The organism is Polaribacter sp. Hel1_85 (assembly GCF_000766795.1).
GTDB lineage: Bacteria > Bacteroidota > Bacteroidia > Flavobacteriales > Flavobacteriaceae > Polaribacter.
In genome coordinates, this window is sequence record NZ_JPDS01000003.1 from 248,448 (window position 1) to 270,832 (window position 22,385).

Consider the following 22,385-nt stretch of genomic DNA (forward strand, 5'->3'; position numbering starts at 1 on the left):
GGTTTAAGAATACAAATATACATTTTTTTTAAAAATGCATAAATTTTAATTTTATTTTCTTATTAACAATTACTTTTGCATAAAAAAATATGATTAAAAAAACTTCTTTTACTATTGATGAAATTAAACGCAAGATTGAGCAATATTGTGTTTATCAAGATAGATGTCATAAAGAAGTGGAGCAAAAAATGAAGGACTACAATTTAATACCTGAAGCTAAAGAAATGATACTTTTAAGTTTAATGCAAAACAATTTTTTAAACGAAGAGCGTTTTGCTAAAAGTTTTGCTCGTGGAAAATTTAGGATTAAAAGCTGGGGAAAACAACGAATTGTTAGAGAACTAAAATTTAAAGATATTTCTGCTTACAATATTAAAACAGCTCTAAAAGAAATTGATGAAAATGAGTATATAAAAACTATTTATAGAATTACAGAAAAAAGAAATGAAGTGATAAAAGAACCTAACTTTTATAAAAGAAAGAAAAAACTCATCGATTTTTTAATGAGAAAAGGTTTTGAATCCGAATTGATTTACAAAACAGTAAATGAAGTAGTTTGTTAAAAACTAAAAGTTAGCAAACTAGTTTAGCCCTGATTGAACGGTTTGTTTGAGCTCGTTTTTATGCTAAACTCGATTGAACAAATTTTGATAAAATAAAATTATTTATTACTATTTGTAATTACTGAAATAAATTAAGCATAAAAACAGCGAGTAGTGAAAGCAGGAAATAGCTTCTAATATTAATTTTTAAACCTTGATAAAAAGATAGAATCGTTTTTTTTCTTTGCTGCGATTACTACTTGAACATCATCATTTGGAATTTCTACAGACAACACATAATGCTTAATAAACCAAGTATTGTTCTTTTTCTCTAAAACTCCAGAACCTCTACAGGTTCCCATCCAAGTATCTAACAACTCATCAAACCAGACAAAATTTCTAGCATCATTTACATAAACATTTCTTTCTAAAGCTTTAAAACTCCAAGCTTTTCCTTTATCAAAATATGGTTTACTAAAACTTTCGAATTGTTTTTTAGTCCAGTTTTCTGTAGCATCTGTTCCAATAAAAACAGAAATACTATCCATTTTACCAAAATAACCTTGGTAATTTGCGTCTGACGCTGCTTTATGCCAATCATCTAGCAAAGTATTTACATTTGTTTTAATTAATGAGATTGTTTGTATTGGCGCAATTTCTTTTGCTGGTTTGCAACTTAAAAAAGAAACTGTTAATACTAGAGCTAAGAAATGCTTTGTCATATTTTTTTCGGTTTAAAAAGCTTACTTTTAACAGGTAATCGCTTCTTTTTTAACAATTCTTCTTTCTTTATAAGATTGATAGATTTCTTGGAAACACTATCCATTTTTGTAGAATCTATACCAATATAATCTATTTCAATATCAATAGCGTCTTCAAAACGTTTTTTAGAAAGTATGGTATTTATTTTTGAATTTACAGAAGAAAATGCTGCTATTGTTTTATCTACTTGTAAGTTAACTTCTTCTGAAGTTATTGCTGGTATAAGTGTTAAATCTGCCAAACGTAATGTTTCATTTTGCAAAACATTTACTCTTGCTTCAAAAGAAGGAACATCAAAAATTGTTGGTTTTACACTGTCTTTTAAACTTTTTACCAAATCTCTTAATTCTAAAGCATTACTTAAAGCTTCATTAGGTGATACTTTATTAAATTTCTTTAAAAAAGTATTTACTGATTTTAACTCTTGCCAATTGGCTATTTCCTTCTCAAAATCTGAATTTACATTTATTAAACGCACATGTTGTTTTGCAACACTTCGTTGTGGTATTTCTTGAGTAGGTTTAGGAGTTTCTTTTTTATTATTTCCACAAGAAAATAATATTACAGAAAGTAAAAAATATATTATTTGTTTCACAACTTATTATTATAAATGGTAAAAATACACATTTTAAGAGCACATTTTCTCTATTTAAGAAAATTGTAACAAACAACTGTTTTTATAAAAAAATATTATTGAATAATTATTTTAATGATTTTATTTTACGAATAACAAAATTAAGTACCTTTGTTATTGTTAAAATCATAATTTAAAAATATGAGTGAAATCATTCTAGTTTTAGGTGCAAGTGGTCAAATAGGCAATGAGCTTACACAAAAACTCCGCGTTTTATATGGTAACAACAATGTTATTGCTTCCGACATTAGAGAAGGCAATAAAAATATGATGGTTTCTGGACCTTTTGAAATTATTGATGCTACAGATAAAGAAACTATTCTAAAAATAATTAACAAATATAAAGTAACTCAAGTTTATTTACTTGCTGCCATGTTATCGGCAACTGCAGAACAACAGCCACAAAAAGCTTGGGATTTAAATATAAATTCTCTTCTAGCTGTTTTAGATTTAGCTAAAGACAAACATATAAAACAAGTTTACTGGCCAAGTTCTATTGCTGTTTTTGGGCCTAAAACACCTAAGAAAAATACTCCTCAACACACAGTAATGCAACCTTCTACAGTTTATGGAATAAGTAAAGTTGCAGGCGAATTTTGGTGTAATTATTATCATGAAAAATTTGGAGTAGATGTTAGAAGTCTTCGTTATCCTGGTATCATTTCTTGGAAATCTAAACCTGGTGGAGGCACAACAGATTATGCTGTAGACATTTATTTTAACGCCCTTGAAAAAGGTTCTTACCAATGTTTTTTATCAGAAAATACCCGTTTACCAATGATGTATATGGATGATGCTGTAAATGCCACCATTCAATTAATGCAAATTGATGCTAAAAAAGTTAAAAACAGAACGGGTTATAATTTAGCTGCAATGAATTTTACTCCAGAAGAAATTGCGTTAGAAATTAAAAAGCATTTCCCTGATTTTAGTATTTCTTACCAACCAGATTTTAGACAAGCAATTGCAGATAGTTGGCCAGAATCTATTGATGATTCTGAAGCTAGAGAAGATTGGAATTGGCAACACAAATTTGATTTATCTTCTATGACTTCAGATATTTTAAAAAATTTATCTTCCTTAAAATAAGTTTGTAAGTTCTTTTTAAACAATGCGTCTATATAATTGATTAAAAAAATAATGGCTATCTGTAACATAGGTTACTGTAAATTTTAATCAATAAAAATACCTTTGAACAAAATATTAGGAGATGAAAAACATCATTGAAAAGAGTTTAGAAAACTCATATACATATCAAGAATTTAGAGATTTAGTAAGCAACTTATTAACTGAAAATAAATCTACTGGCCATATACAATCTGAAGCTTTAACTGGTTTTAGCATGTTAAATGACAGAAGAATGAAACGTTTAGATAAGACCATTAAAATTTCTGACACAACATTTACAGAAATGAATTCAATTGACGAACCACAAACTTGGTTGGTAATTGCAGAAGGTTGGTGTGGTGATGCAGCTCAAAACGTACCTATTATTCATAAAATTGCAGAAACTAGTAATCTTATCGATTTTAAAATAGTTTTAAGAGATGATAATGAGGAATTAATGGATTTGTTTTTAACTAATGGAGGTAAAGCAATTCCTAAATTAATTGCCTTAGATAAAGACAATAATGTAATAGATACTTGGGGACCAAGACCAACTGTTGCTACTAAAATGGTTGCAGACTACAAAGCAGAACATGGTGTTATAGACGCACAGTTTAAACAAGATCTACAGGTTTGGTACAATAAAGACAAAGGGCAAAGTTTACAAGAAGATTTTGTACAATTGGTTAAAAACATACAAACAAAAGAAGTTTAGTAATTAGGTTAATTCATATTTTTAAACCGCAAATTAATAATTTGATTTGCGGTTTTTCTTTTCTGTATATTTGCACCGAAAATTTCATAAAATGTTAACAGATTATTCTTTAATTCCTGAAAATGCAAAAGTTTGGATTTATCCTTCTAGCAGAAAATTTTATCCAAATGAAATAGAAGGAGTTGAAAGCAAAGTAAAAGCCTTTTTAGAAAGTTGGAAGTCTGATAACGAAAACTTTAAAACATCGTACAAAATTCTATACAACAGATTTATCGTTCTTTTTGCTGATGATGAAAACTCACCCCTAACAAATAAAGATATTGATGCTTCTGTTTCTTTTATTTTAGCACTTCAACAAGAATATGAAGTAGAATTGTTAGATAAAATGAATGCTTGTTTTAAACAAGGTGAATATGTACAATATAAAGATTTAAAAGACTTTAAAAAGTTACTAAAAAACAAAGCTGTTACTGCAAAAAGTATCATTTTTGATAATTTAATTACCACAAAAGTTGATTTTGACAACAATTGGGAAATTCCAATTGAAGACAGCTGGTATAATAGATACTTATAAAGTTTTATTTGTCTAGAATCTCAGCAATATTGGGTTTAAAATAGTTAGGCCCTTTTAAAACTTTTCCATCTTCTCTGTAAATAGGTTTACCATCTTCACCTAACTTACTCATATTACTACGTTGAATTTCATTGAAAACCTCTTCAATTTTATCCTGCATTCCATGTTCTATAATTGTTCCACATAAAATATAGAGCATATCTCCTAACGCATCTGCAACTTCAACCAAATCATTATTATTAGCTGCATCTAAATATTCTTCATTTTCTTCTCTCATTAATTTATAACGAAGCAAATTTCTATTTTCACCAATATGTGCAATTGGTTCTTGATTCATATTTAATTTAAAAGCTGTGTGAAATTCGGTAACTGCTGCTATTTTATTTTTCATGTATATTTTATATTGTTTTATTATTTCTGATTTAATTTATTTACAAAGCTTTTTTTAACAACCTAGCTGGAGAAACTTTTAACACCCAAGCTACTAGTTGCCAACGTTTAGAAACATAAGCTACTCTTTTTTTCTTTTTAATGGCACTATAAATTTGTTTCACTGCTTTTTCTAAAGGAACCAACCAAAACACTCCATCTTCTAAAGTGTCTGCCATAACAGTATCTACAAATCCTGGTCTAATTTCTGTAATAAAAACCTTTTTAGATTTTATTGATTTTGTTTTTATATACAAACTTTCTAAATATGCTTTTTGATATGCTTTGGATGCAAAATAAACTGGAGCAGAACGATTTCCTCGAATTGAAGCTATTGATGAAATACCAACTAAATGCCCAAATTGTTGTTTTCTAAATAAATTATAAGCTAAAGTATACAACCTTGTAACACCCAAAACATTCGTATTTATACTTTGTTCTTCTTTGTCCCACTCAAACTTAGGATTTACATGAACAACACCTGAAGACTGAACAATTAAATCTATTATTTCAAATTCTTCAAGAATTTCATTAAAAACTTTTTCAACTTCTTTTACATCTTGAATATCATTTTGTTTGATTAAAATTTGATTCGGATATTTATTTTTAAGTTCTTCTAATAAGGCAATTCTTCTTCCTGTAATAGCAACTTTATATCCTTCATTTACTAAAATTTCAGTTAATGATTTTCCTATTCCAGAAGTTGCTCCAAAAACGATGGCATTCTTCATTTAATTTGTAATTTTACAAAATCAAATTATATTGATTTTAGATAGACAATATATAGAAATTTTCTGAAGAATAAATACTTCTATTTTGCTTTCAATTAACAACTTATAAAGAACACAAACTATGTTTTTAGGCGCTTATTTTACAACTGGAAGAATCGTTTTTATGATTTTATTTGTCATCGCTTTTATAGCTTTAATGATTTACAGCTACAGAAAAGACATTAAAAATCATGAACGTTATTATAAAGGTGCTGGAAAAAAAGTGTTTATTTATGGAACTTTAATTATAATTATTTTTATTGCAATCCGTTTTTTATTTGGTAATTAAAAAACCAACTCATTTCTGAATTGGTTTTTAACTAATTTTATAAAAAGATAATATCTCTTTTTATTTTATAATATTTCTCTCATCTATTCTTTAATTTTTTGTTCCTAAATAATTATAATTTTTAGAGTAGAATAACATCTGCTCTTCAAAACTCTTAGGTTGTTTCACTTTAATGTCTGAAATAGTTCCGTTCTCACTTAAAGATGTTTCTAAAACAGGATTTACAAAACCACTATAAGGCGCAGATTTAAATTGTTTATTTCTCTTAAGAACTTCTTTATGAATTTGCTGATCTACTTTTACTCCATAACCTTCTACTAATGCTCTTGCAGCGGCAAAATCTCCTTCAGATTTTATACGTTGTGTTTCTTTTAATAATCTTCCAAAAATTTCTCTTAATTTTTCATAATTAGTAATATTGAAATACGTTTTACCATCTTCTTTTAAAACTTTTTCAATCACATTTTCTTTCTCACCTTGCTCAAATGACCAAGCTGAAACCCACTGACGATTCACCATATGATCTTCCTCAATATCATCACCTAAATTAATTCTTATCAATTGGGTCATTAATCCATTTCTGATATAACTATCATAAGCTGCCATTCCTAGCTCTTTATAATTATCTGTTAAACTAAGTTCCTGTAATTTTGGATCCATCAAATAATACAAACCAACTAAATCTGCACGACCTTCTTCCATTGTAGAAGCATAATTTTGAAGTGTTTCTTTTGGTTGCCCAATACCTTCATTTATTTTACCTGATGCATGACCTACAACTTCATGTAAAGCTGTGTGTAATTTATCTGCAATTTGTCCGTACTTTTCTTCCAATCTAATTTCTTTTTCATCATTTGCAAATTCTTTTAAACGTCCTGTTCCTCCAGCATTATTATAAGCTCCAATAATGTTACCAAGAGAAACTGATTTAGAACCATGTTGTTGACGAATCCAATTATTATTAGGTAAATTTACTCCAATTGGTGTACTTGGTGATGCATCTCCAGCTTCACCAGCAACATTTACCGTTTTGTAAGAAACACCTACAACATTTTCTTTTTTATGAGTTGGATCTAAAGGTGCATTATCCTCAAACCATTGTGCATTATCAGATAAAACTTTCATTTTACGAGACATGTCAAAATCTTTAATTTGAACAATAGTTTCATAAGAACCTCTATATCCTTTAGGGTCATTATACACTTCAATAAAACCGTTAATCCAATCTATATTTCCATCTGTAGATGTTGCCCAAGCAATACAATATTTATCCCAAGTATCTAAACTACCTGTTTTGTAATATTCGATTAATAAACCTAAAGCATTTCCTTGTTTTTCATTTTCAGCAACTTCTTTTGCTTTTTCTAACCAACCAATAACGTTGTCTATTGCAACCCCATACATTCCTCCAGATTTCCAAACTTTTTCTACCAATTTACCATCTTCTCTAACTAATTTAGAGTTTAAACCTGCTTCAACTGGCATTCCTTTTGGTCCTTTGTAAGCCGTTTTATAAAACTCTACTACATCTTTATCTGTAATATCTGGTGCATAGAAATTAATTGCTGATGACAATACATTGTCAACTCCAGATTTCTTATTTACTTTTTTAGTATCAGTATCATTAAAAATCACCTCAACAATTTCTGAAGCTAATTCGGTATTAGAATTTTTTAACAAATCGTTTGTAAAATATTCTTTTGTGAATTCAGGTTTAATTTTATCATTTGAATAATGATGATGAATTCCGTTAGAAAACCAAATTCTTTTTAAATAGGTTTTAAAAAATTTAAAATCTTCGCTTTCTCTATCTCCTTTATAATTTTGGTTGATATTTTCTAATGCTTTTCTAACACTTAAGTTGTGGCGATAATTTTGATCCCACATAATATCTCTACCAGACAAACCTGCTTGTGTTAAATAATAAACCAATTTTTTCTCTTTTAAAGTAAGTTCTTCAAAACCTGGTATTTTGTAACGTAATACTTTAATATCTGCAAATTGCTCTACAAAATGATTAAATTCAGTTGTTACTTCTGCTTTTTCACTCTTCTTTTCTGAGGTACAAGAAGCTAATAAAATAGCAATTGAAAAGGCATAAATTATTTTTTTTATTTTCATTTTAATTCATTTATAATTGATGGATAAATATACAAATTTTAAGTGTGAGTGTCATCAATATTCTTTAATCCTAAACAAAGAATACAAAAAGACAATTCATCAAAAAAAAGTATTTTAAAAATTAAAAATCAGAATCTTATAAACTCACATACTTACAATCTCTAAAATTTATCTAACCTTATTAATGTGGATACTTAAAACAATCTGTAGTATGATCATTTACCATTCCAACTGCTTGCATATAAGCATATATTACAGTTGAACCTACAAACTTAAAACCTCGTTTTTTTAAATCTTTAGAAATCCTATCAGACAAATTTGTTGTTGCTGGTACATCTGCTCTTTTTTGAAATTTATTGACAATCGGTTGGTCATTTACATAAGACCAAATAAACTTAGAAAAAGAACCATATTCCTGCTGTACTTCCATAAATAATTGAGCATTTGTAATTGCGCTCTTTATTTTTAATTTATTTCTAATGATTCCTGCATCTTGTAACAAAGAATCATATTTATTCTCAGAGTAAACTGCTATCTTTTTGTAATCGAAATCATCAAACGCTTTTCTAAAATTTTCTCTTTTATTTAGAATGGTTATCCAACTTAAACCTGCTTGAAAAGTTTCTAAAACTAAAAACTCAAATAAAGTTTTATCATCATAAACAGGTGTTCCCCATTCTTTATCATGATATTTTTTATACAACTCACTATCTGTTACCCAAAAACATCTTTGTTTCATCCTTTTTTTTAAAACTGAAAAATAATGTTAAAAGTATTAAAAATCAACCATTTTTGGAATAATTTTTGCAACTTTACTATTATTAAAACTATTGATTATGAAACTATTAAAACAAATTCTTATCTTAATTTCTTTTGGATTATTTTTATATGCTTGTGGTTCATCTCCAATAAAAAACAAAACTATTCAAAAAGAAGAACCAGTTATTATTGCTAATGATAGTTTAGAATACCAAATTATAATTATTGATATTGGTTTTAATACTTTTTTAAATTCTATTGCACAACCAGAAGGTTACTATTCTCAAAACTATTTAGAAGCAAGAAATAGAGTTTGGGTTTTAGAATGGAATAATAGAGTTAGAAATCCAAATCAATTTAACACTAATATTTACGAAAACATCATAGATTATCAATCTACAATAGATTATGGATATGAAGTGAATTATAAATTGTTTAATTACTTTTTATTTGCTCAGCAAAAATATAAAATGAATTTAGGTGGTGGTTTTAGGTCTGGTAGAATTAGATAGCTTTTTTTTGAAAGCTTACAAAACTGTAATCGAACTTATTCTTTTCATCTGCTTTAAAATCTTCTCTACTTTTCTCTTCCCAAATATCTAAATCTATTTCTGGGAAAAAAGCATCGGCTTCAAACTCATGGTGCACTATTGTAATATCTAATTGATTAACTAGATCTTTTTTAATAGTTTCCTTATAAACTTGTGCACCACCAATAATAAAAATATCGTCATCATTTTCTACTAATCCGATTGCCTCTTCAATACTGTGAGCAATTAAACAACCATCTTTAAAATAATTTTTATTTCTAGTGATAATAATTGAAGTTCTATTTGGTAAAGGTTTTCCAATAGATTCAAATGTGTTTCTACCCATTAAAATATGATGACCAGTAGTAATCTTTTTAAATCTTTTTAAATCTGCAGGTAAATGCCAAATTAAATCATTGTCTTTTCCTAAAGCATTGTTCTTTGCAATTGCAGCAATAATTGTAATCATAAAATCTAAATATTTTGAACAAAATTAAAGTAATTCTCTGGAGATTTGACGTTTTTGACCTTTTTTAAGACAATTTTATAGGTTCACGAATACGTTTTCGAGCGAAAAACCCTGAAAATCAAGCTAAAAGAAATGGCGACTTTTTTAAATAAAACATAATTTAGAATCCCTTTTATTTGAGAATATCAATATTTTATATTAGCATTTTAGCAAACTCATAATTCTTCAAAATTCTTATAAAACTATGTTTGTCATAAACTTATTCTTATATACATTTACTTAAAATTTTGAATTAAATAATTATGGCAATTAAAAAACAATTTTTGAAAAGTAAACCAGTTTGTAAAGTAACTTTTACTGTACCTGCTGAGGAAGCTAAAAAAGTAGCAGTTGTAGGAAGCTTTAATGAGTGGAATGAAAAAGCTACACCTTTAAAGAAATTAAAAAACGGATCTTTTAAAGGAACTGTAGATTTAGAATCTGGAAGTTCTTACGAATTTAGATACTTAGTTGATGGTACTTATGTAAATGAACAAGAAGCAGATAGTTTTGCTTGGAGTGATTATGCAGGTGCAGAAAACAGCGTATTAAATATATAACAGAAATGTTATGAAAAAGAAAAAAGAGCTTTCAAATAATTATTATTTGAAAGCTCTTTTTTTGTTTACACGGCTACTTTACCCTTTATATGTGGGTGAGGATTGTAATCTTGTAGCTCAAAATCATCAAAAGTAAAATCGAAAATACTTTTTACTTCTGAATTGATTTTCATTTTTGGTAATGGTCTTATTTCTCTAGATAACTGTAGTTCTAATTGTTCTATATGGTTATTATAGATATGAGCATCTCCAAAAGTATGAATAAATTCTCCTGCTTCATAACCACAGACTTGTGCTATCATCATGGTAAATAAAGCATAAGAAGCAATATTAAAAGGAACTCCTAAAAAGATATCTGCACTTCTTTGATAAAGTTGACAAGACAACTTACCATCTGCAACATAAAACTGAAAAAATGCATGACAAGGAGGTAAAGCTGCTTTTCCGTTGGCAACATTTTCTGAAAAAGAAACTGATGTATCTGGCAAAACTGAAGGATTCCAAGCAGAAACTAACATTCTTCTAGAATTAGAATTGTTTTTTAAAGAATGAATAACTTCCTTTAATTGATCTACTTCATCACTGTTCCAATTACGCCATTGATGACCATAAACAGGTCCTAAATCTCCATTTTCATCTGCCCAAGAATTCCAAATTTTAACTCCGTTTTCTTGTAAATATTTAATATTTGTATCCCCTTTTATAAACCAAAGTAATTCATATATAATAGATTTTAAATGTAGTTTTTTTGTGGTAACCATTGGAAAACCTTCACTTAAATCAAAACGCATTTGATGTCCAAAAACACTTTTTGTTCCCGTTCCTGTTCTATCTCCTTTTTCGTTTCCGTTTTCTAAAACATGCTTTACTAAGTCATGATACTGCTTCATATTCTTTCTAATTTTAGTGGTAACTAAAATAAAAAAAGCTTCAACCTAAATAGATTGAAGCTTAAATTTATATTATAAAGTTATCAACTTTTTTTGATAACCAATTTTGTGTATTTATCCTATAATCATACCAGCAATTGTAGCAGACATTAAAGAAGCAATTGTACCTCCTATTAAAGCTTTCATTCCAAATTCTGATAAAACTTTACGTTGCCCTGGCGCTAAAGAACCTATTCCTCCAATTTGGATACCAATAGATGCAAAATTTGCAAACCCACATAACATATAAGTTGCCATAATTATAGATTTATTAAACGTTAAATGCGTTGCACTCGCTACATTTTTTAATTCGGCTAATTGTATATAACCTACAAATTCACTTGCTGCTAATTTAATTCCTAGCAACTGTCCCATCATAGAAATATCTGCAGTTGGCACACCAATTAACCACATTAATGGAGCAAAAATTGAACCTAAAATAAATTCTAATGACAATGCAGTATATCCTGTATTTTCTGCAATAATACTATTTAGAGTTGTTACATCACCAACCCAACCCAAAATACCATTTAACATTGCAATAATTGCCACAAAAACTAATAACATTGCACCAACATTAACTGCTAACCTTAAACCTTCTGTTGTTCCGTTTGCAATAGCATCTAAAATATTAGATCCTATTTTTTCTTGAGAAACAGTAACATCAGAATTTACTTCTTCAGTTTGAGGGTATAAAATTTTAGAAATTACAATTGCTCCTGGAGCAGCCATAACAGATGCTGCTAATAAATGTTTTGCAAAAACCAATTCTAAAGCTTTATCTCCACCACCTAAAAAGCCAATGTAAGCTGCTAATACTGCACCTGCAACTGTAGCCATTCCACCAATCATAACCAATAACATTTCTGACTTATTCATTTTTTCTAAATAAGCTTTTATTAAAAGTGGCGCTTCAGTTTGTCCTAAAAATATATTACCTGCTACAGAAAGGCTTTCCATACCAGAAATTCCTAAAAACTTAGAGAGTACTATTGCTAAAACTTTTACTACTTTTTGAATAATTCCTAAATAGAATAATAGTGAAGTTAATGCCGAAAAGAAAATAATAGTTGGTAAAACTTGGAAAGCAAATATGTATCCAAATTTATTCATATCTCCAACAATACCTGCAAATAAAAATTCACTACCTGCTTTTGTATACCCTAATATTTCTATAAATATTCCACCAACAAATTCGAAAATAGTTTGAATAAACTCAACTTTTAATACTCCTATAGCTATTAAAAGTTGTAATAAAATACCTATACCAACTTTTTTCCAATTAATCCCTTTTTTGTTTGCGCTAAACAAAAAAGCGATTACAATTAGCGAAAACATTCCTAAAGCTCCTCTCCATAAACTACCCAATGAAAAACCTTCACTTGGTAAGATTTCTGTAACTGTAGAAACCGTTTCTGGGTTTTGGGAAAAAATTGAAATTGAGAATAAACAAAAAACTGTAATAAGTATTTTTTTCATAATCTAATAGTATAATATTAAGAGCGTTTGCTTATTTCGTCTCTAATTTTAGCAGCCAACTCATAATTTTCATCATTAACTGCTTCATTTAATTGATTGTGAAGTTCTTTTAAAGATATATCTGAAAAAGGGGTTTCCTTTTTAACAGCTAATTCTTCTAAGTCTAAAGAGTCTTCTTCTAATTCTTTTGGTTCTTTAATTCCTAACTCTTCCTCTATTTTAAGAAAAACACCAGCTTTTTCTAAAATATTTTCATAAGTATAAATTGGCGCTTGAAAACGAACTGCAATTGCAATTGCATCTGAAGTTCTTGTATCTATTACCTCTTCTACTCCTTCTCTTTCACAAACTAAACTAGAAAAGAAAACACCATCTACTAATTTATGGATAATTACTTCTTTTACTGTGATTAGAAAACGGTCTGAAAATGTTTTAAATAAATCGTGTGTGAGTGGTCTTGGAGGTCTAATTTCTGTTTCTAGCGCAATTGCAATAGATTGTGCTTCGAAAGCTCCAATAATAATAGGCAAAGTTCTTGTTCCTTCCATTTCACTCAATACCAATGCATAAGCACCACTTTGAGTTTGGCTGTAAGAAATACCTTTTATAGTTAATTGTATTAAACTCATAAATCTATATACATAAAATTAAAAAATTTGTATTAGCTTTTGAAGTTGCTTTTATATAAACTTTTTAGAGGGCACAATTTAATAAAAATAATAGCTTAAAAACTTATATTTCTATAAAAATGCTGAATATTATTTGATTTGCTTGCGTGAAGGATTGAAGCATTTGTTTGAGCTCTTTTCTTTTATGATTGAAATGAAAGAAAAGAAAAAGCGAGTGCTGAAAGCCTGACGAAATTATTTGACTTTAAATAATGTGTATTAAAAAACCTATCAAAAAAATTAATTTCTGATAGGCTCTTATTTATGTGTACTTCAAATAATTTGGGCACGCCCAAAAAATATTACGAAGCTTTAAAAGCTTTTAACTTTTCTATTAATTTTGGTACAACTTCGAAAGCATCACCAACAATACCATAATCTGCAGCTTTAAAGAAAGGTGCTTCTGGATCTGTATTAATAACAACTTTTACCTTAGAAGCGTTAATACCTGCTAAATGCTGAATTGCTCCAGAAATTCCGATAGCAATATATAAGTTTGAAGCTACTGGCTTACCTGTTTGACCAACGTGCTCTGAATGTGGACGCCAACCTAAATCTGATACTGGTTTAGAACATGCAGTTGCAGCTCCTAAAACATCTGCTAATTCTTCTACCATTCCCCAGTTTTCTGGTCCTTTTAAACCTCTACCAGCAGAAACAACAATATCTGCATCTGCTATAGTAACTACTCCTGTTGCTCTTTCTACTTTTTCTGATTTTACACCTGAATCTACAATTGCAGCATCAAAATTTTCTGTAGTTCCTGAAACCGCATTTTCATGAATTCCGTAAGAATTTTTAGCCAATCCAATAACTTTAATATCAGTTGAAATTACAGTATTTGAAAATGCTTTGTTAGAAAATGCTTTTCTTTTTAATGTAAATGGGCTGGTACTAGAAGGTACATCAACTACATTAGATGCACAACCAGCTTCTAAACTCACTGCTACTATTGGGGCTAAATACAAACCATCTATGCTAGAGTCTACAACTACAACCGTTGCGCTTTCTGCTTTTGCTACTTCTGTAACAACTGCTGCATACTGTTTTGCATTAAAAGTGGTTAAAGAATCGTTAGAAACTGAAACTACTTTTTCTGCACCATAAGTATATAATTCTGATGAATCACTTACGTTTATTGTTAGTGCAACAACATTAGTACCCAATTGTTCTGCAACTTTTTTTCCATATGAAACTACTTCAAAAGCAGATTTCTTAAATTTTCCTTCCGATGAATCGGCAAAAACTAAAACAGACATATTTTTTATTTTTTATCCTGAACTTGTTTCAGGATCTTAATTAATATTTGATAAGATTCCGAATCAAGTTCGGAAAGATTTAATTTTCTTGTAAGAATTAAATCACTTTTGCTTCGTTATGTAATAAGCTAATAAGCTCATCTACATTGTCTGCATCTACTAATTTTACTGCTCCTTTTGGCGCTGGTTTTTCAAAAGATTGAATACTTGTTGATGTACCACCTCCTGAAGCTTCTACTACTTGTAAAGGTTTTTTACGAGCCATCATAATACCACGCATATTAGGTATACGTAAATCTTTTTCTTCTACTACTCCTTTTTGACCTCCTATAACTAAAGGTAAACTTGAAGATAAAGTTTCATTCCCACCATCAATTTCTCTTGTTGCAGAAACACTTGTTCCTTCAACTTCAAGACCTACACAACCATTTATAAAGTTGAAATCTGTTAAAGAGGCTAACATTCCAGGAACCATTTGACCATTATAGTCTGCAGACTCTTTACCTGCTAAGACTAAATCAAAACCTCCATCTTTAACAACTGCTGCTAATTCTTTTGCAACTTGAAAACCATCTGTAGGATTTACATTTACACGAATTGCATTATCTGCTCCGATTGCTAAAGCTTTTCTTAAAGTAGGCTCTGTTTCTGCACCACCAACATTTACAACTGTTACAGAAGCTCCTTGTTTTTCTTTAAACCACATTGCTCGAGTTAAACAAAATTCATCAAAAGGATTAATTACAAACTGAACTCCATTCGTGTCAAATTTCGTGTCATTTTCTGTAAAATTAATCTTTGATGTGGTATCAGGAACGTGACTAATACAAACCAATATTTTCATAAAATTCTATTTTATACTTTTTTATCGGCAACGAAATTACGGTTTTTTTTTAAAAATACTATGCATGCATAGTATTTTTTTATTTATTTAACAGTTTATGAAGAATTTAAAGTAGTAATACTATTAGTATAAAAGAAATTTAAAATGGTCTAAACCAGCATATAAATATATAATTTAAAAGTAGATTATCTATCAATATTTCAAATAACAAAAAAGAAACTTTTATATCAAAAACTAAGAATCTGTTCAAATTTTAAACTTCTTGTTTTTTGAGATAAAAGTATATTTATTTTACTCATAAATGCTTACTTTTGCCTGTAAAATTACTAATAACAATTATACTAGATGAAAACAGTTCAATTCAGAGAAGCAATTTGCGAAGCAATGAGTGAAGAAATGCGCAGAGATGAAAGCATTTATTTAATGGGTGAAGAAGTTGCGGAATACAATGGTGCATATAAAGCATCTAAAGGTATGTTAGATGAGTTTGGTGAAAAACGTGTTATTGATACACCTATTGCTGAACTTGGTTTTGCAGGAGTTGCAGTTGGTTCTGCAATGAATGGTAATAGACCTATTGTAGAGTACATGACCTTTAACTTTTCTTTAGTAGGTATTGATCAGATAATAAATAATGCTGCAAAAATTAGACAAATGTCTGGTGGTCAATTTAATTGTCCTATTGTATTTAGAGGCCCAACAGCTTCTGCAGGACAATTAGGAGCAACACATTCTCAAGCATTTGAAAACTGGTTTGCAAATACTCCTGGATTAAAAGTTATTGTACCTTCTAATCCTTATGATGCAAAAGGTTTATTAAAAGCTGCCATTAGAGATGATGATCCAGTAATTTTTATGGAATCTGAGCAAATGTATGGTGACAAAATGGAAATTCCAGAAGGAGAATATATTATTCCTATTGGAGTTGCAGACATTAAAAGAGTTGGAACAGATGTAACAATTGTTTCTTTTGGAAAAATTATAAAAGAAGCCTATAAAGCTGCTGATGAATTAGCAAAGGAAGATATTTCTGTTGAAATTATTGATTTAAGAACAGTTCGTCCAATGGATCATGCTGCAATTATTGAATCAGTTAAAAAAACAAATAGGTTAGTTATTTTAGAAGAAGCATGGCCATTTGCAAGTGTATCTTCAGAAATAACATATAGAATTCAAGATGAAGCATTTGATTATTTAGATGCTCCAATTAAGAGAATTACAACTGCAGATACACCTGCACCTTATTCTCCAGTTCTTTTTGAAAAATGGATTCCAAATAAAAATGATGTGATAAAAGCTGTAAAAGAAGTTTTATACGTTTAATAACCATCTAATAATAAAATATTACCAAGCCTTTTTCTAAGAAAAAGGCTTTTTTATGCTTATAATTTAAAGCAAGTATCCGAAAACCATTGCGTAAATTATACTTTAAAAACAGTTGATAAACCTTATATATTCATTATTTTTACACCCTATTCAATATAAAAAGAAGACAATGAGTAAAGAACAAAAAAAACAAGTAACATTTGATGTACTTATAGAAATACCAAAAGGAAGTAGAAATAAATATGAATACGATTTTGCTCTTCATAAAATTAGATTCGATAGAATGCTTTTCTCTTCAATGATGTATCCTGGTGATTACGGGTTTATTCCTGAAACATTAGCATTAGATCAAGATCCTTTAGATGTTTTAGTTTTAGGACATCAACCTACGTATCCAATGGTTGTTATGGAAGTTAGACCAATTGGTGTTTTTTATATGACAGATGAAAAGGGACCAGATGAAAAAGTAATATGCGTACCAGTATCTGACCCTATATGGAGCAATAAAGAAGATATTGCCGATTTAAACCCTCATAGACTTAAAGAAATTGAACACTTCTTTCAAGTTTACAAAGACCTAGAAAAGAAAAAAGTTGATACTGGTGGTTGGGGTAACGCTGCTGCTGCTGTTAAAATTTATAATGAGTGTGTAAAACGTTATGATGAAAGTGAACATAAGAAAAAAAGAACGTTTACTATATAATTAAACACTCAAAAAGTAAAAAAGCATCTTAATTTAAGATGTTTTTTTTGTTTATAATACTCCTTTTATTTTTTTAATATAAACTATAGCTATCAATAATTTATTTTCAATATCAAAACTCAATTGTATATACAAACAAACCTGATATAAGTCATAGTATGAATAATATAATTAATAACACCCTAAAATGTGTTATCTTTAATTTACATAGGCTTTTTTTGTCACATATATTTTATTACTTTAGCTTGTCAAAAAATTTAAATTAAATAACTAAACAAGTATGGAATTAATAGTAAAATTTTTACCCCTTTTTGGTGTATTAGCTTTGATTTTCGTTTTTCTAAAAAGCGGATGGGTTTCTAAGCAAGAAGTTGGTGATGAAAAAATGTCGCGTATTGCAAAAAACATTGCTGAAGGAGCAATGTCATTTTTAAAAGCAGAATACAAAGTTTTAGCAATTTTTGTGGTAGCAGTAGCAATCTTACTTTTCTTTAAAGGTTCTTCAGAAGCAGGATCTAGTGGTATGGTAGCTTTATCTTTTGTTATTGGTGCAATCTGTTCTGCTTTAGCAGGGTTCATCGGTATGAAAGTTGCAACAAAAGCTAACGTTAGAACAACACAAGCAGCAAAAACATCATTAGGAAGAGCTTTAGAAGTAGCTTTTGCAGGAGGTGCAGTAATGGGATTAGGTGTTGTTGGACTAGGTATTTTAGGGCTTAGCACCTTATTTATAGCTTATCAAACTATGTGGCCAGGAGCAGAAAACTTAACTTTAGTATTAAATGTACTTTCTGGTTTTTCTTTAGGTGCTTCATCAATTGCATTATTTGCAAGAGTTGGTGGTGGTATTTATACAAAAGCAGCAGATGTAGGTGCAGATTTAGTAGGTAAAGTAGAAGCTGGAATTCCAGAAGATCACCCTTTAAACCCTGCAACTATTGCAGATAATGTTGGTGACAATGTTGGTGATGTTGCTGGTATGGGAGCTGATTTATTTGAATCTTATGTTGGTTCAATTATAGGTACAATGGTTTTAGGAGCTTTTATTATAACACCAGAATTTGATGGTTTAGGAGCTGTATATTTACCTCTAGTACTTGGAGCTATAGGGATTTTAATGTCTATTTTAGGTACATTTTTCGTTAAAGTAAAGGATGGTGGAAACCCACAAACGGCATTGAATATTGGAGAATTTGGTTCTGCTGGTTTAATGGTAGTTGCATCATACTTTATTATTAATGCAATGCTGCCAGAAACATTTACATTTAGTGGAATAGAATATACATCAACAGGTGCATTTTTAGCTGTTATTGCTGGTTTAATCGCTGGTTTAGCTGTTGGTAAAATAACTGAATATTATACTGCTACAGGAAAAAAACCTGTAATGTCTATTGTAGAACAATCTAAAACTGGAGCTGCTACAAATATTATTGCTGGTTTAGGTGTTGGTATGATGTCTACTGCAATTCCAATTATTTTAATTGCAGCAGCAATTATTGTATCTCATCATTTTGCAGGTTTATATGGTATTGCAATTGCAGCTGTTGGTATGTTAGCAAATACAGGAATCCAATTAGCAGTTGATGCTTATGGACCAATTTGTGATAATGCTGGTGGTATTGCTGAAATGGCAGAATTACCAAGTGAAGTTAGAGAACGTACAGATAAATTAGATGCTGTTGGTAATACAACTGCAGCTGTTGGTAAAGGATTTGCTATTGCTTCTGCAGCATTAACTGCATTGGCTTTATTTGCTGCATTTATGAAAACTGCTGGTGTTACTGCTATTGATGTATCTCAACCGAAAATTATGGCTGGTTTATTAATTGGTGGTATGTTACCATTTGTATTTTCTGCATTATCTATGAATGCTGTTGGTAGAGCTGCAATGGCTATGATTGAAGAAGTTCGTAGACAGTTTAGAGATATTCCAAAATTAAAAGCTGCATTAGAAGTAATGAGAGCTGTAGATTCTGATATGTCTAAAGCAACGAAAGAACAAAGAGCAATTTTTGATGCTGCAGATGGTGTTGCAGAATATGATAAGTGTGTTGATATCTCTACAAAAGCATCAATTAAAGAAATGGTATTTCCGGGTTTATTAGCTATTGCTGTACCTGTTGCTGTTGGTTTTATTGGTGGAGCAGAAATGTTAGGTGGTGTTTTAGCAGGTGTTACAACTTGTGGTGTTTTAATGGCAATCTTTCAATCTAACGCTGGTGGAGCTTGGGATAATGCTAAGAAAACTATTGAAGAACAAGGTAGAAAAGGAACTGAAGAACATAAAGCTGCTGTTGTAGGTGATACTGTTGGAGATCCTTTTAAAGATACTTCTGGACCTTCTTTAAATATTCTTTTAAAATTAATGTCTGTTGTTGCGTTAGTAATTGCTCCAAGTATTGCTGTAAATAGTAATGTTATGACTGATTATAACAATAAAAAAGAAGTAAAAGTTGAAATCACTCAAACTTCTGGTGAGCTAGCAATGGCTACAATTACGACTACCAAAACAATTGATGGAGTTGTAACTGAAGATGTTCAAAAAATAGAAGGAACTGTTGCAGAAATTGAGCAAAAAGCTAAAGAATCTGGAAAGATAGTTTCTGTAAATGTTACAAAAGACAAAAAAGAAATTACAGAGAAAGTTGAAGTATTTGTTCAAAAGAAAGAATAAAAGTTCAATTCATATAAGTTAAAAAAGCATCCAAATTTGGATGCTTTTCTTATACTTTTAAATCTAAAAAATAAATAAAAAACAAAAAACTACTAAAATGCATAACGTTGTGGTCCGCCCCTACGGATTTCTTCGTTTGCAAATTCTTCAAATTGCTTAAAATTATGTCTAAATGCATTCGATAATTTGAATGCTGTTTTATAATATGCTTCATCATCATTCCAAGTAGACCTAGGACTTAACAATTCTGTAGGTACACCTGGACAACTTCTAGGTTGTGCAACTCCAAATACAGAATGAATATGATAATCTTCGTATGTATAATCGCCTAATTTACCATTTAAAACTGCAGTAATCATTGCTCTAGTATATTTCAATGGCATTCTTCTACCAACTCCATATTTTCCACCTGACCAACCTGTATTTACCAACCAAACATTAACCCCAGCTTCTTTCATCTTTTCACTTAACATTTCTGCATATTTTGTTGGATGCAAAGGCATAAAAGGTGCTCCAAAACAAGCTGAAAAACTTGGTGTTGGCTCTTTAACTCCTGCTTCTGTACCTGCTACTTTTGCAGTATAGCCAGAAATAAAGTGATAAGCAGCTTGACTCGGCGTTAACTTAGAAATTGGAGGTAAAACCCCAAATGCATCTGCAGTTAAAAAGAATATATTTTTTGGATTTTTCCCTATAGAAGGTACTTGTATATTATCTATATGATTTATAGGGTAACTTACTCTTGTATTTTGAGTGATAGAAGTATCTGCAAAATCGACAACTCCATTTTTATCCATAATGACGTTCTCTAGAATCGCTCCTTTTTTTATGGCTGCATAAATTTCTGGCTCTTGTTCTTGTGATAAATTAATAACTTTTGCATAACATCCACCTTCAAAATTAAAAACAGTATTTTCTGCTGTCCAACCATGCTCATCATCACCTATTAAACTTCTATTAGGATCTGTTGATAAAGTCGTTTTCCCTGTTCCAGATAATCCAAAGAAAATAGCTGTATCACCTTCTTTACCAACGTTTGCAGAACAATGCATTGGCAATGTATTTTTATAAACTGGTAGAATAAAATTTAATGCAGAGAAAATTCCTTTTTTAATTTCTCCTGTATAACCTGTACCACCAATTAAAGCAATCTTTTTTGAGAAATTTAAAATTGCAAAATTATGTTGGCGTGTTCCATCAACTTTAGGATTTGCCATAAAACCTGGAGCATTAATTACAGTCCATTCTGGAGAAAAATTTTCTAATTCTTTTGCAGTTGGACGTAAGAACATATTGTAAGCAAACATATTACTCCAAGGATATTCATTTACAACTCTAATATTTAATTTGTAATTTTCATCAGCACAAGCATAACTATCTCTAACAAAAATTTCTTTTTCAGATAAATAATTAACAACCTTTGTATATAAAGAATCAAACGTATCTGACTCAAAGGGAATGTTAATATCACTCCACCAAATTTCATCTTTGGTAACATTATCTTTTACAATAAAACGATCTTTTGGAGAGCGTCCTGTAAACTCTCCTGTATTCACAGCAATTGCTCCTAAAGAAGACACAACACCTTGCCCTTTTTTAACAGTTTCATCATGTAACTCATCTGAAGTTAATTGATAGCGAACTGTTGCATTTTTGATTCCTAGACTATTTAACGAAATCGATTTCGTATTTGTATCTACCATATCAATATTTTTAGTTATGTATATATTAGTTGCATGCAAAATTACACATTATTTTCATATAGCATTAATAATTACATTAAAATTAGTAAATTATTTGCTTTTAAGTAATTTCTTTAAGAATATGATAATCATCAAAAACCAACCAATTATCAAAGTTAGTCCTCCTAATGGGGTAACAAACCAAATAGATTTTGCAGAAACAGATGTTAAATGAATCACATAAATAGAACCAGAAAAGAGAAGAATTCCTAAAAAGAAAACATAAGTAATATAGTTCTTTTGTTTTGACGTAAATCCATCATAAATATTTACAAATAATAACACAATTGCATGATACATTTGATATCTAACTCCAGCCTCAAAACTAGATAATTCTGTGGTAGATAAAACATCTTTTAAAGCATGCGCTCCAAAAGCTCCTAAAACAATGGCAATCAATCCTAAAAAACAAGCAATAATTATATTTTTAAACATTTTTAGTGGTTTTTGTTAAATTTTAA

24 protein-coding genes are annotated in these 22,385 nt (G+C 29.6%); 10 read left to right on the forward strand and 14 right to left on the reverse strand.

Annotation, left to right across the window (positions count from 1 at the left end):
- Positions 1–89 precede the first annotated feature (89 nt).
- Positions 90–563 (forward strand): regulatory protein RecX, encoded by a 474-nt coding sequence (locus PHEL85_RS14865; protein WP_036826978.1) that lies wholly within the window; start codon positions 90–92, stop codon positions 561–563.
- 179 nt (positions 564–742) lie between these two features.
- Here PHEL85_RS14865 and PHEL85_RS14870 read toward each other — a convergent pair whose 3' ends face one another.
- Both PHEL85_RS14870 and PHEL85_RS14875 read right to left on the reverse strand, forming a co-directional pair.
- On the reverse strand, positions 743–1,264 hold the full coding sequence (locus PHEL85_RS14870) for a nuclear transport factor 2 family protein (RefSeq protein ID WP_036826981.1): 522 nt from the start codon (positions 1,262–1,264) through the stop codon (positions 743–745).
- Positions 1,261–1,899 carry a hypothetical protein gene (locus PHEL85_RS14875; protein WP_036826984.1) on the reverse strand — a complete coding sequence of 213 codons (639 nt, stop codon included), beginning with the start codon at positions 1,897–1,899 and terminating at the stop codon, positions 1,261–1,263. The genes PHEL85_RS14870 and PHEL85_RS14875 overlap by 4 nt, the downstream gene beginning before the upstream one ends.
- A gap of 180 nt (positions 1,900–2,079) precedes the next feature.
- On the opposite strand from PHEL85_RS14875, the gene PHEL85_RS14880 reads away from it, so the two are divergent.
- The 3 genes from PHEL85_RS14880 to PHEL85_RS14890 all read left to right on the forward strand — a co-directional run bounded on the left by PHEL85_RS14880 (position 2,080) and on the right by PHEL85_RS14890 (position 4,334).
- Positions 2,080–3,027: an NAD-dependent epimerase/dehydratase family protein gene (locus PHEL85_RS14880; RefSeq protein ID WP_036826987.1), complete on the forward strand. Its 948-nt coding sequence runs from the start codon at positions 2,080–2,082 to the stop codon at positions 3,025–3,027.
- Between the two features lie 121 nt (positions 3,028–3,148).
- Positions 3,149–3,760 (forward strand): thioredoxin family protein, encoded by a 612-nt coding sequence (locus PHEL85_RS14885; protein ID WP_036826990.1) that lies wholly within the window; start codon positions 3,149–3,151, stop codon positions 3,758–3,760.
- A 91-nt stretch (positions 3,761–3,851) separates the two neighbouring features.
- On the forward strand, positions 3,852–4,334 hold the full coding sequence (locus PHEL85_RS14890) for a hypothetical protein (RefSeq protein ID WP_036826993.1): 483 nt from the start codon (positions 3,852–3,854) through the stop codon (positions 4,332–4,334).
- 4 nt (positions 4,335–4,338) lie between these two features.
- Here PHEL85_RS14890 and PHEL85_RS14895 read toward each other — a convergent pair whose 3' ends face one another.
- Positions 4,339–4,725, reverse strand: a complete 387-nt coding sequence (locus PHEL85_RS14895) for a nucleoside triphosphate pyrophosphohydrolase family protein (protein WP_036826995.1) — start codon at positions 4,723–4,725, stop codon at positions 4,339–4,341.
- Positions 4,726–4,765: 40 nt separating this feature from the next.
- Positions 4,766–5,494, reverse strand: a complete 729-nt coding sequence (locus tag PHEL85_RS14900; protein WP_036826997.1) for an SDR family NAD(P)-dependent oxidoreductase — start codon at positions 5,492–5,494, stop codon at positions 4,766–4,768.
- A 121-nt stretch (positions 5,495–5,615) separates the two neighbouring features.
- Here PHEL85_RS14900 and PHEL85_RS14905 point away from each other — a divergent pair, with 121 nt between their 5' ends.
- A complete protein-coding gene (locus tag PHEL85_RS14905; protein ID WP_036827000.1) occupies positions 5,616–5,822 on the forward strand; it encodes a hypothetical protein in 207 nt (68 codons plus the stop codon).
- Between the two features lie 90 nt (positions 5,823–5,912).
- Here the strand turns inward: PHEL85_RS14905 and PHEL85_RS14910 are convergent, their stop codons facing one another.
- Complete coding sequence (locus PHEL85_RS14910) at positions 5,913–7,943, reverse strand: dipeptidyl-peptidase 3 family protein (protein ID WP_036827003.1); 2,031 nt, start codon at positions 7,941–7,943, stop codon at positions 5,913–5,915.
- Between the two features lie 181 nt (positions 7,944–8,124).
- On the reverse strand, positions 8,125–8,682 hold the full coding sequence (locus PHEL85_RS14915) for a DNA-3-methyladenine glycosylase I (protein WP_036827005.1): 558 nt from the start codon (positions 8,680–8,682) through the stop codon (positions 8,125–8,127).
- A 97-nt stretch (positions 8,683–8,779) separates the two neighbouring features.
- On the opposite strand from PHEL85_RS14915, the gene PHEL85_RS14920 reads away from it, so the two are divergent.
- Positions 8,780–9,214: a DUF6146 family protein gene (locus PHEL85_RS14920; protein WP_036827008.1), complete on the forward strand. Its 435-nt coding sequence runs from the start codon at positions 8,780–8,782 to the stop codon at positions 9,212–9,214.
- Here PHEL85_RS14920 and PHEL85_RS14925 read toward each other — a convergent pair.
- Positions 9,207–9,701 (reverse strand): dihydrofolate reductase, encoded by a 495-nt coding sequence (locus PHEL85_RS14925; protein WP_036827011.1) that lies wholly within the window; start codon positions 9,699–9,701, stop codon positions 9,207–9,209. The two genes, PHEL85_RS14920 and PHEL85_RS14925, sit on opposite strands and share 8 nt — an antisense overlap.
- A gap of 302 nt (positions 9,702–10,003) precedes the next feature.
- Here PHEL85_RS14925 and PHEL85_RS14930 point away from each other — a divergent pair, with 302 nt between their 5' ends.
- A complete protein-coding gene (locus PHEL85_RS14930; protein WP_036827013.1) occupies positions 10,004–10,300 on the forward strand; it encodes an isoamylase early set domain-containing protein in 297 nt (98 codons plus the stop codon).
- A gap of 65 nt (positions 10,301–10,365) precedes the next feature.
- On the opposite strand, the gene PHEL85_RS14935 is transcribed toward PHEL85_RS14930, so the two are convergent.
- The 5 genes from PHEL85_RS14935 to PHEL85_RS14955 form a co-directional block, all read right to left on the reverse strand.
- Complete coding sequence (locus PHEL85_RS14935; protein WP_036827015.1) at positions 10,366–11,190, reverse strand: thymidylate synthase; 825 nt, start codon at positions 11,188–11,190, stop codon at positions 10,366–10,368.
- 114 nt (positions 11,191–11,304) lie between these two features.
- The gene (locus PHEL85_RS14940; protein ID WP_036827018.1) at positions 11,305–12,708 is read right to left on the reverse strand and encodes a NupC/NupG family nucleoside CNT transporter; all 1,404 of its coding nucleotides are present in this window, start codon (positions 12,706–12,708) and stop codon (positions 11,305–11,307) included.
- A gap of 17 nt (positions 12,709–12,725) precedes the next feature.
- The gene (locus PHEL85_RS14945; RefSeq protein ID WP_036827021.1) at positions 12,726–13,337 is read right to left on the reverse strand and encodes a bifunctional nuclease family protein; all 612 of its coding nucleotides are present in this window, start codon (positions 13,335–13,337) and stop codon (positions 12,726–12,728) included.
- 341 nt (positions 13,338–13,678) lie between these two features.
- The gene (locus PHEL85_RS14950) at positions 13,679–14,635 is read right to left on the reverse strand and encodes an electron transfer flavoprotein subunit alpha/FixB family protein (protein ID WP_036827023.1); all 957 of its coding nucleotides are present in this window, start codon (positions 14,633–14,635) and stop codon (positions 13,679–13,681) included.
- A gap of 97 nt (positions 14,636–14,732) precedes the next feature.
- The gene (locus PHEL85_RS14955; protein WP_036827025.1) at positions 14,733–15,479 is read right to left on the reverse strand and encodes an electron transfer flavoprotein subunit beta/FixA family protein; all 747 of its coding nucleotides are present in this window, start codon (positions 15,477–15,479) and stop codon (positions 14,733–14,735) included.
- Between the two features lie 345 nt (positions 15,480–15,824).
- Between PHEL85_RS14955 and PHEL85_RS14960 the strand changes: the two genes are divergently transcribed.
- From PHEL85_RS14960 to PHEL85_RS14970, 3 genes are all read left to right on the forward strand, one after another.
- Positions 15,825–16,802: a pyruvate dehydrogenase complex E1 component subunit beta gene (locus PHEL85_RS14960; protein WP_036827028.1), complete on the forward strand. Its 978-nt coding sequence runs from the start codon at positions 15,825–15,827 to the stop codon at positions 16,800–16,802.
- 172 nt (positions 16,803–16,974) lie between these two features.
- A complete protein-coding gene (locus tag PHEL85_RS14965; protein WP_036827031.1) occupies positions 16,975–17,508 on the forward strand; it encodes an inorganic diphosphatase in 534 nt (177 codons plus the stop codon).
- Positions 17,509–17,788: 280 nt separating this feature from the next.
- A complete protein-coding gene (locus PHEL85_RS14970; RefSeq protein ID WP_036827034.1) occupies positions 17,789–20,182 on the forward strand; it encodes a sodium-translocating pyrophosphatase in 2,394 nt (797 codons plus the stop codon).
- A gap of 92 nt (positions 20,183–20,274) precedes the next feature.
- On the opposite strand, the gene pckA is transcribed toward PHEL85_RS14970, so the two are convergent.
- Positions 20,275–21,885: a phosphoenolpyruvate carboxykinase (ATP) gene (gene pckA / locus PHEL85_RS14975; RefSeq protein WP_036827036.1), complete on the reverse strand. Its 1,611-nt coding sequence runs from the start codon at positions 21,883–21,885 to the stop codon at positions 20,275–20,277.
- 90 nt (positions 21,886–21,975) lie between these two features.
- Positions 21,976–22,359: a DUF423 domain-containing protein gene (locus tag PHEL85_RS14980; RefSeq protein WP_036827039.1), complete on the reverse strand. Its 384-nt coding sequence runs from the start codon at positions 22,357–22,359 to the stop codon at positions 21,976–21,978.
- Positions 22,360–22,385: the final 26 nt, after the last annotated feature.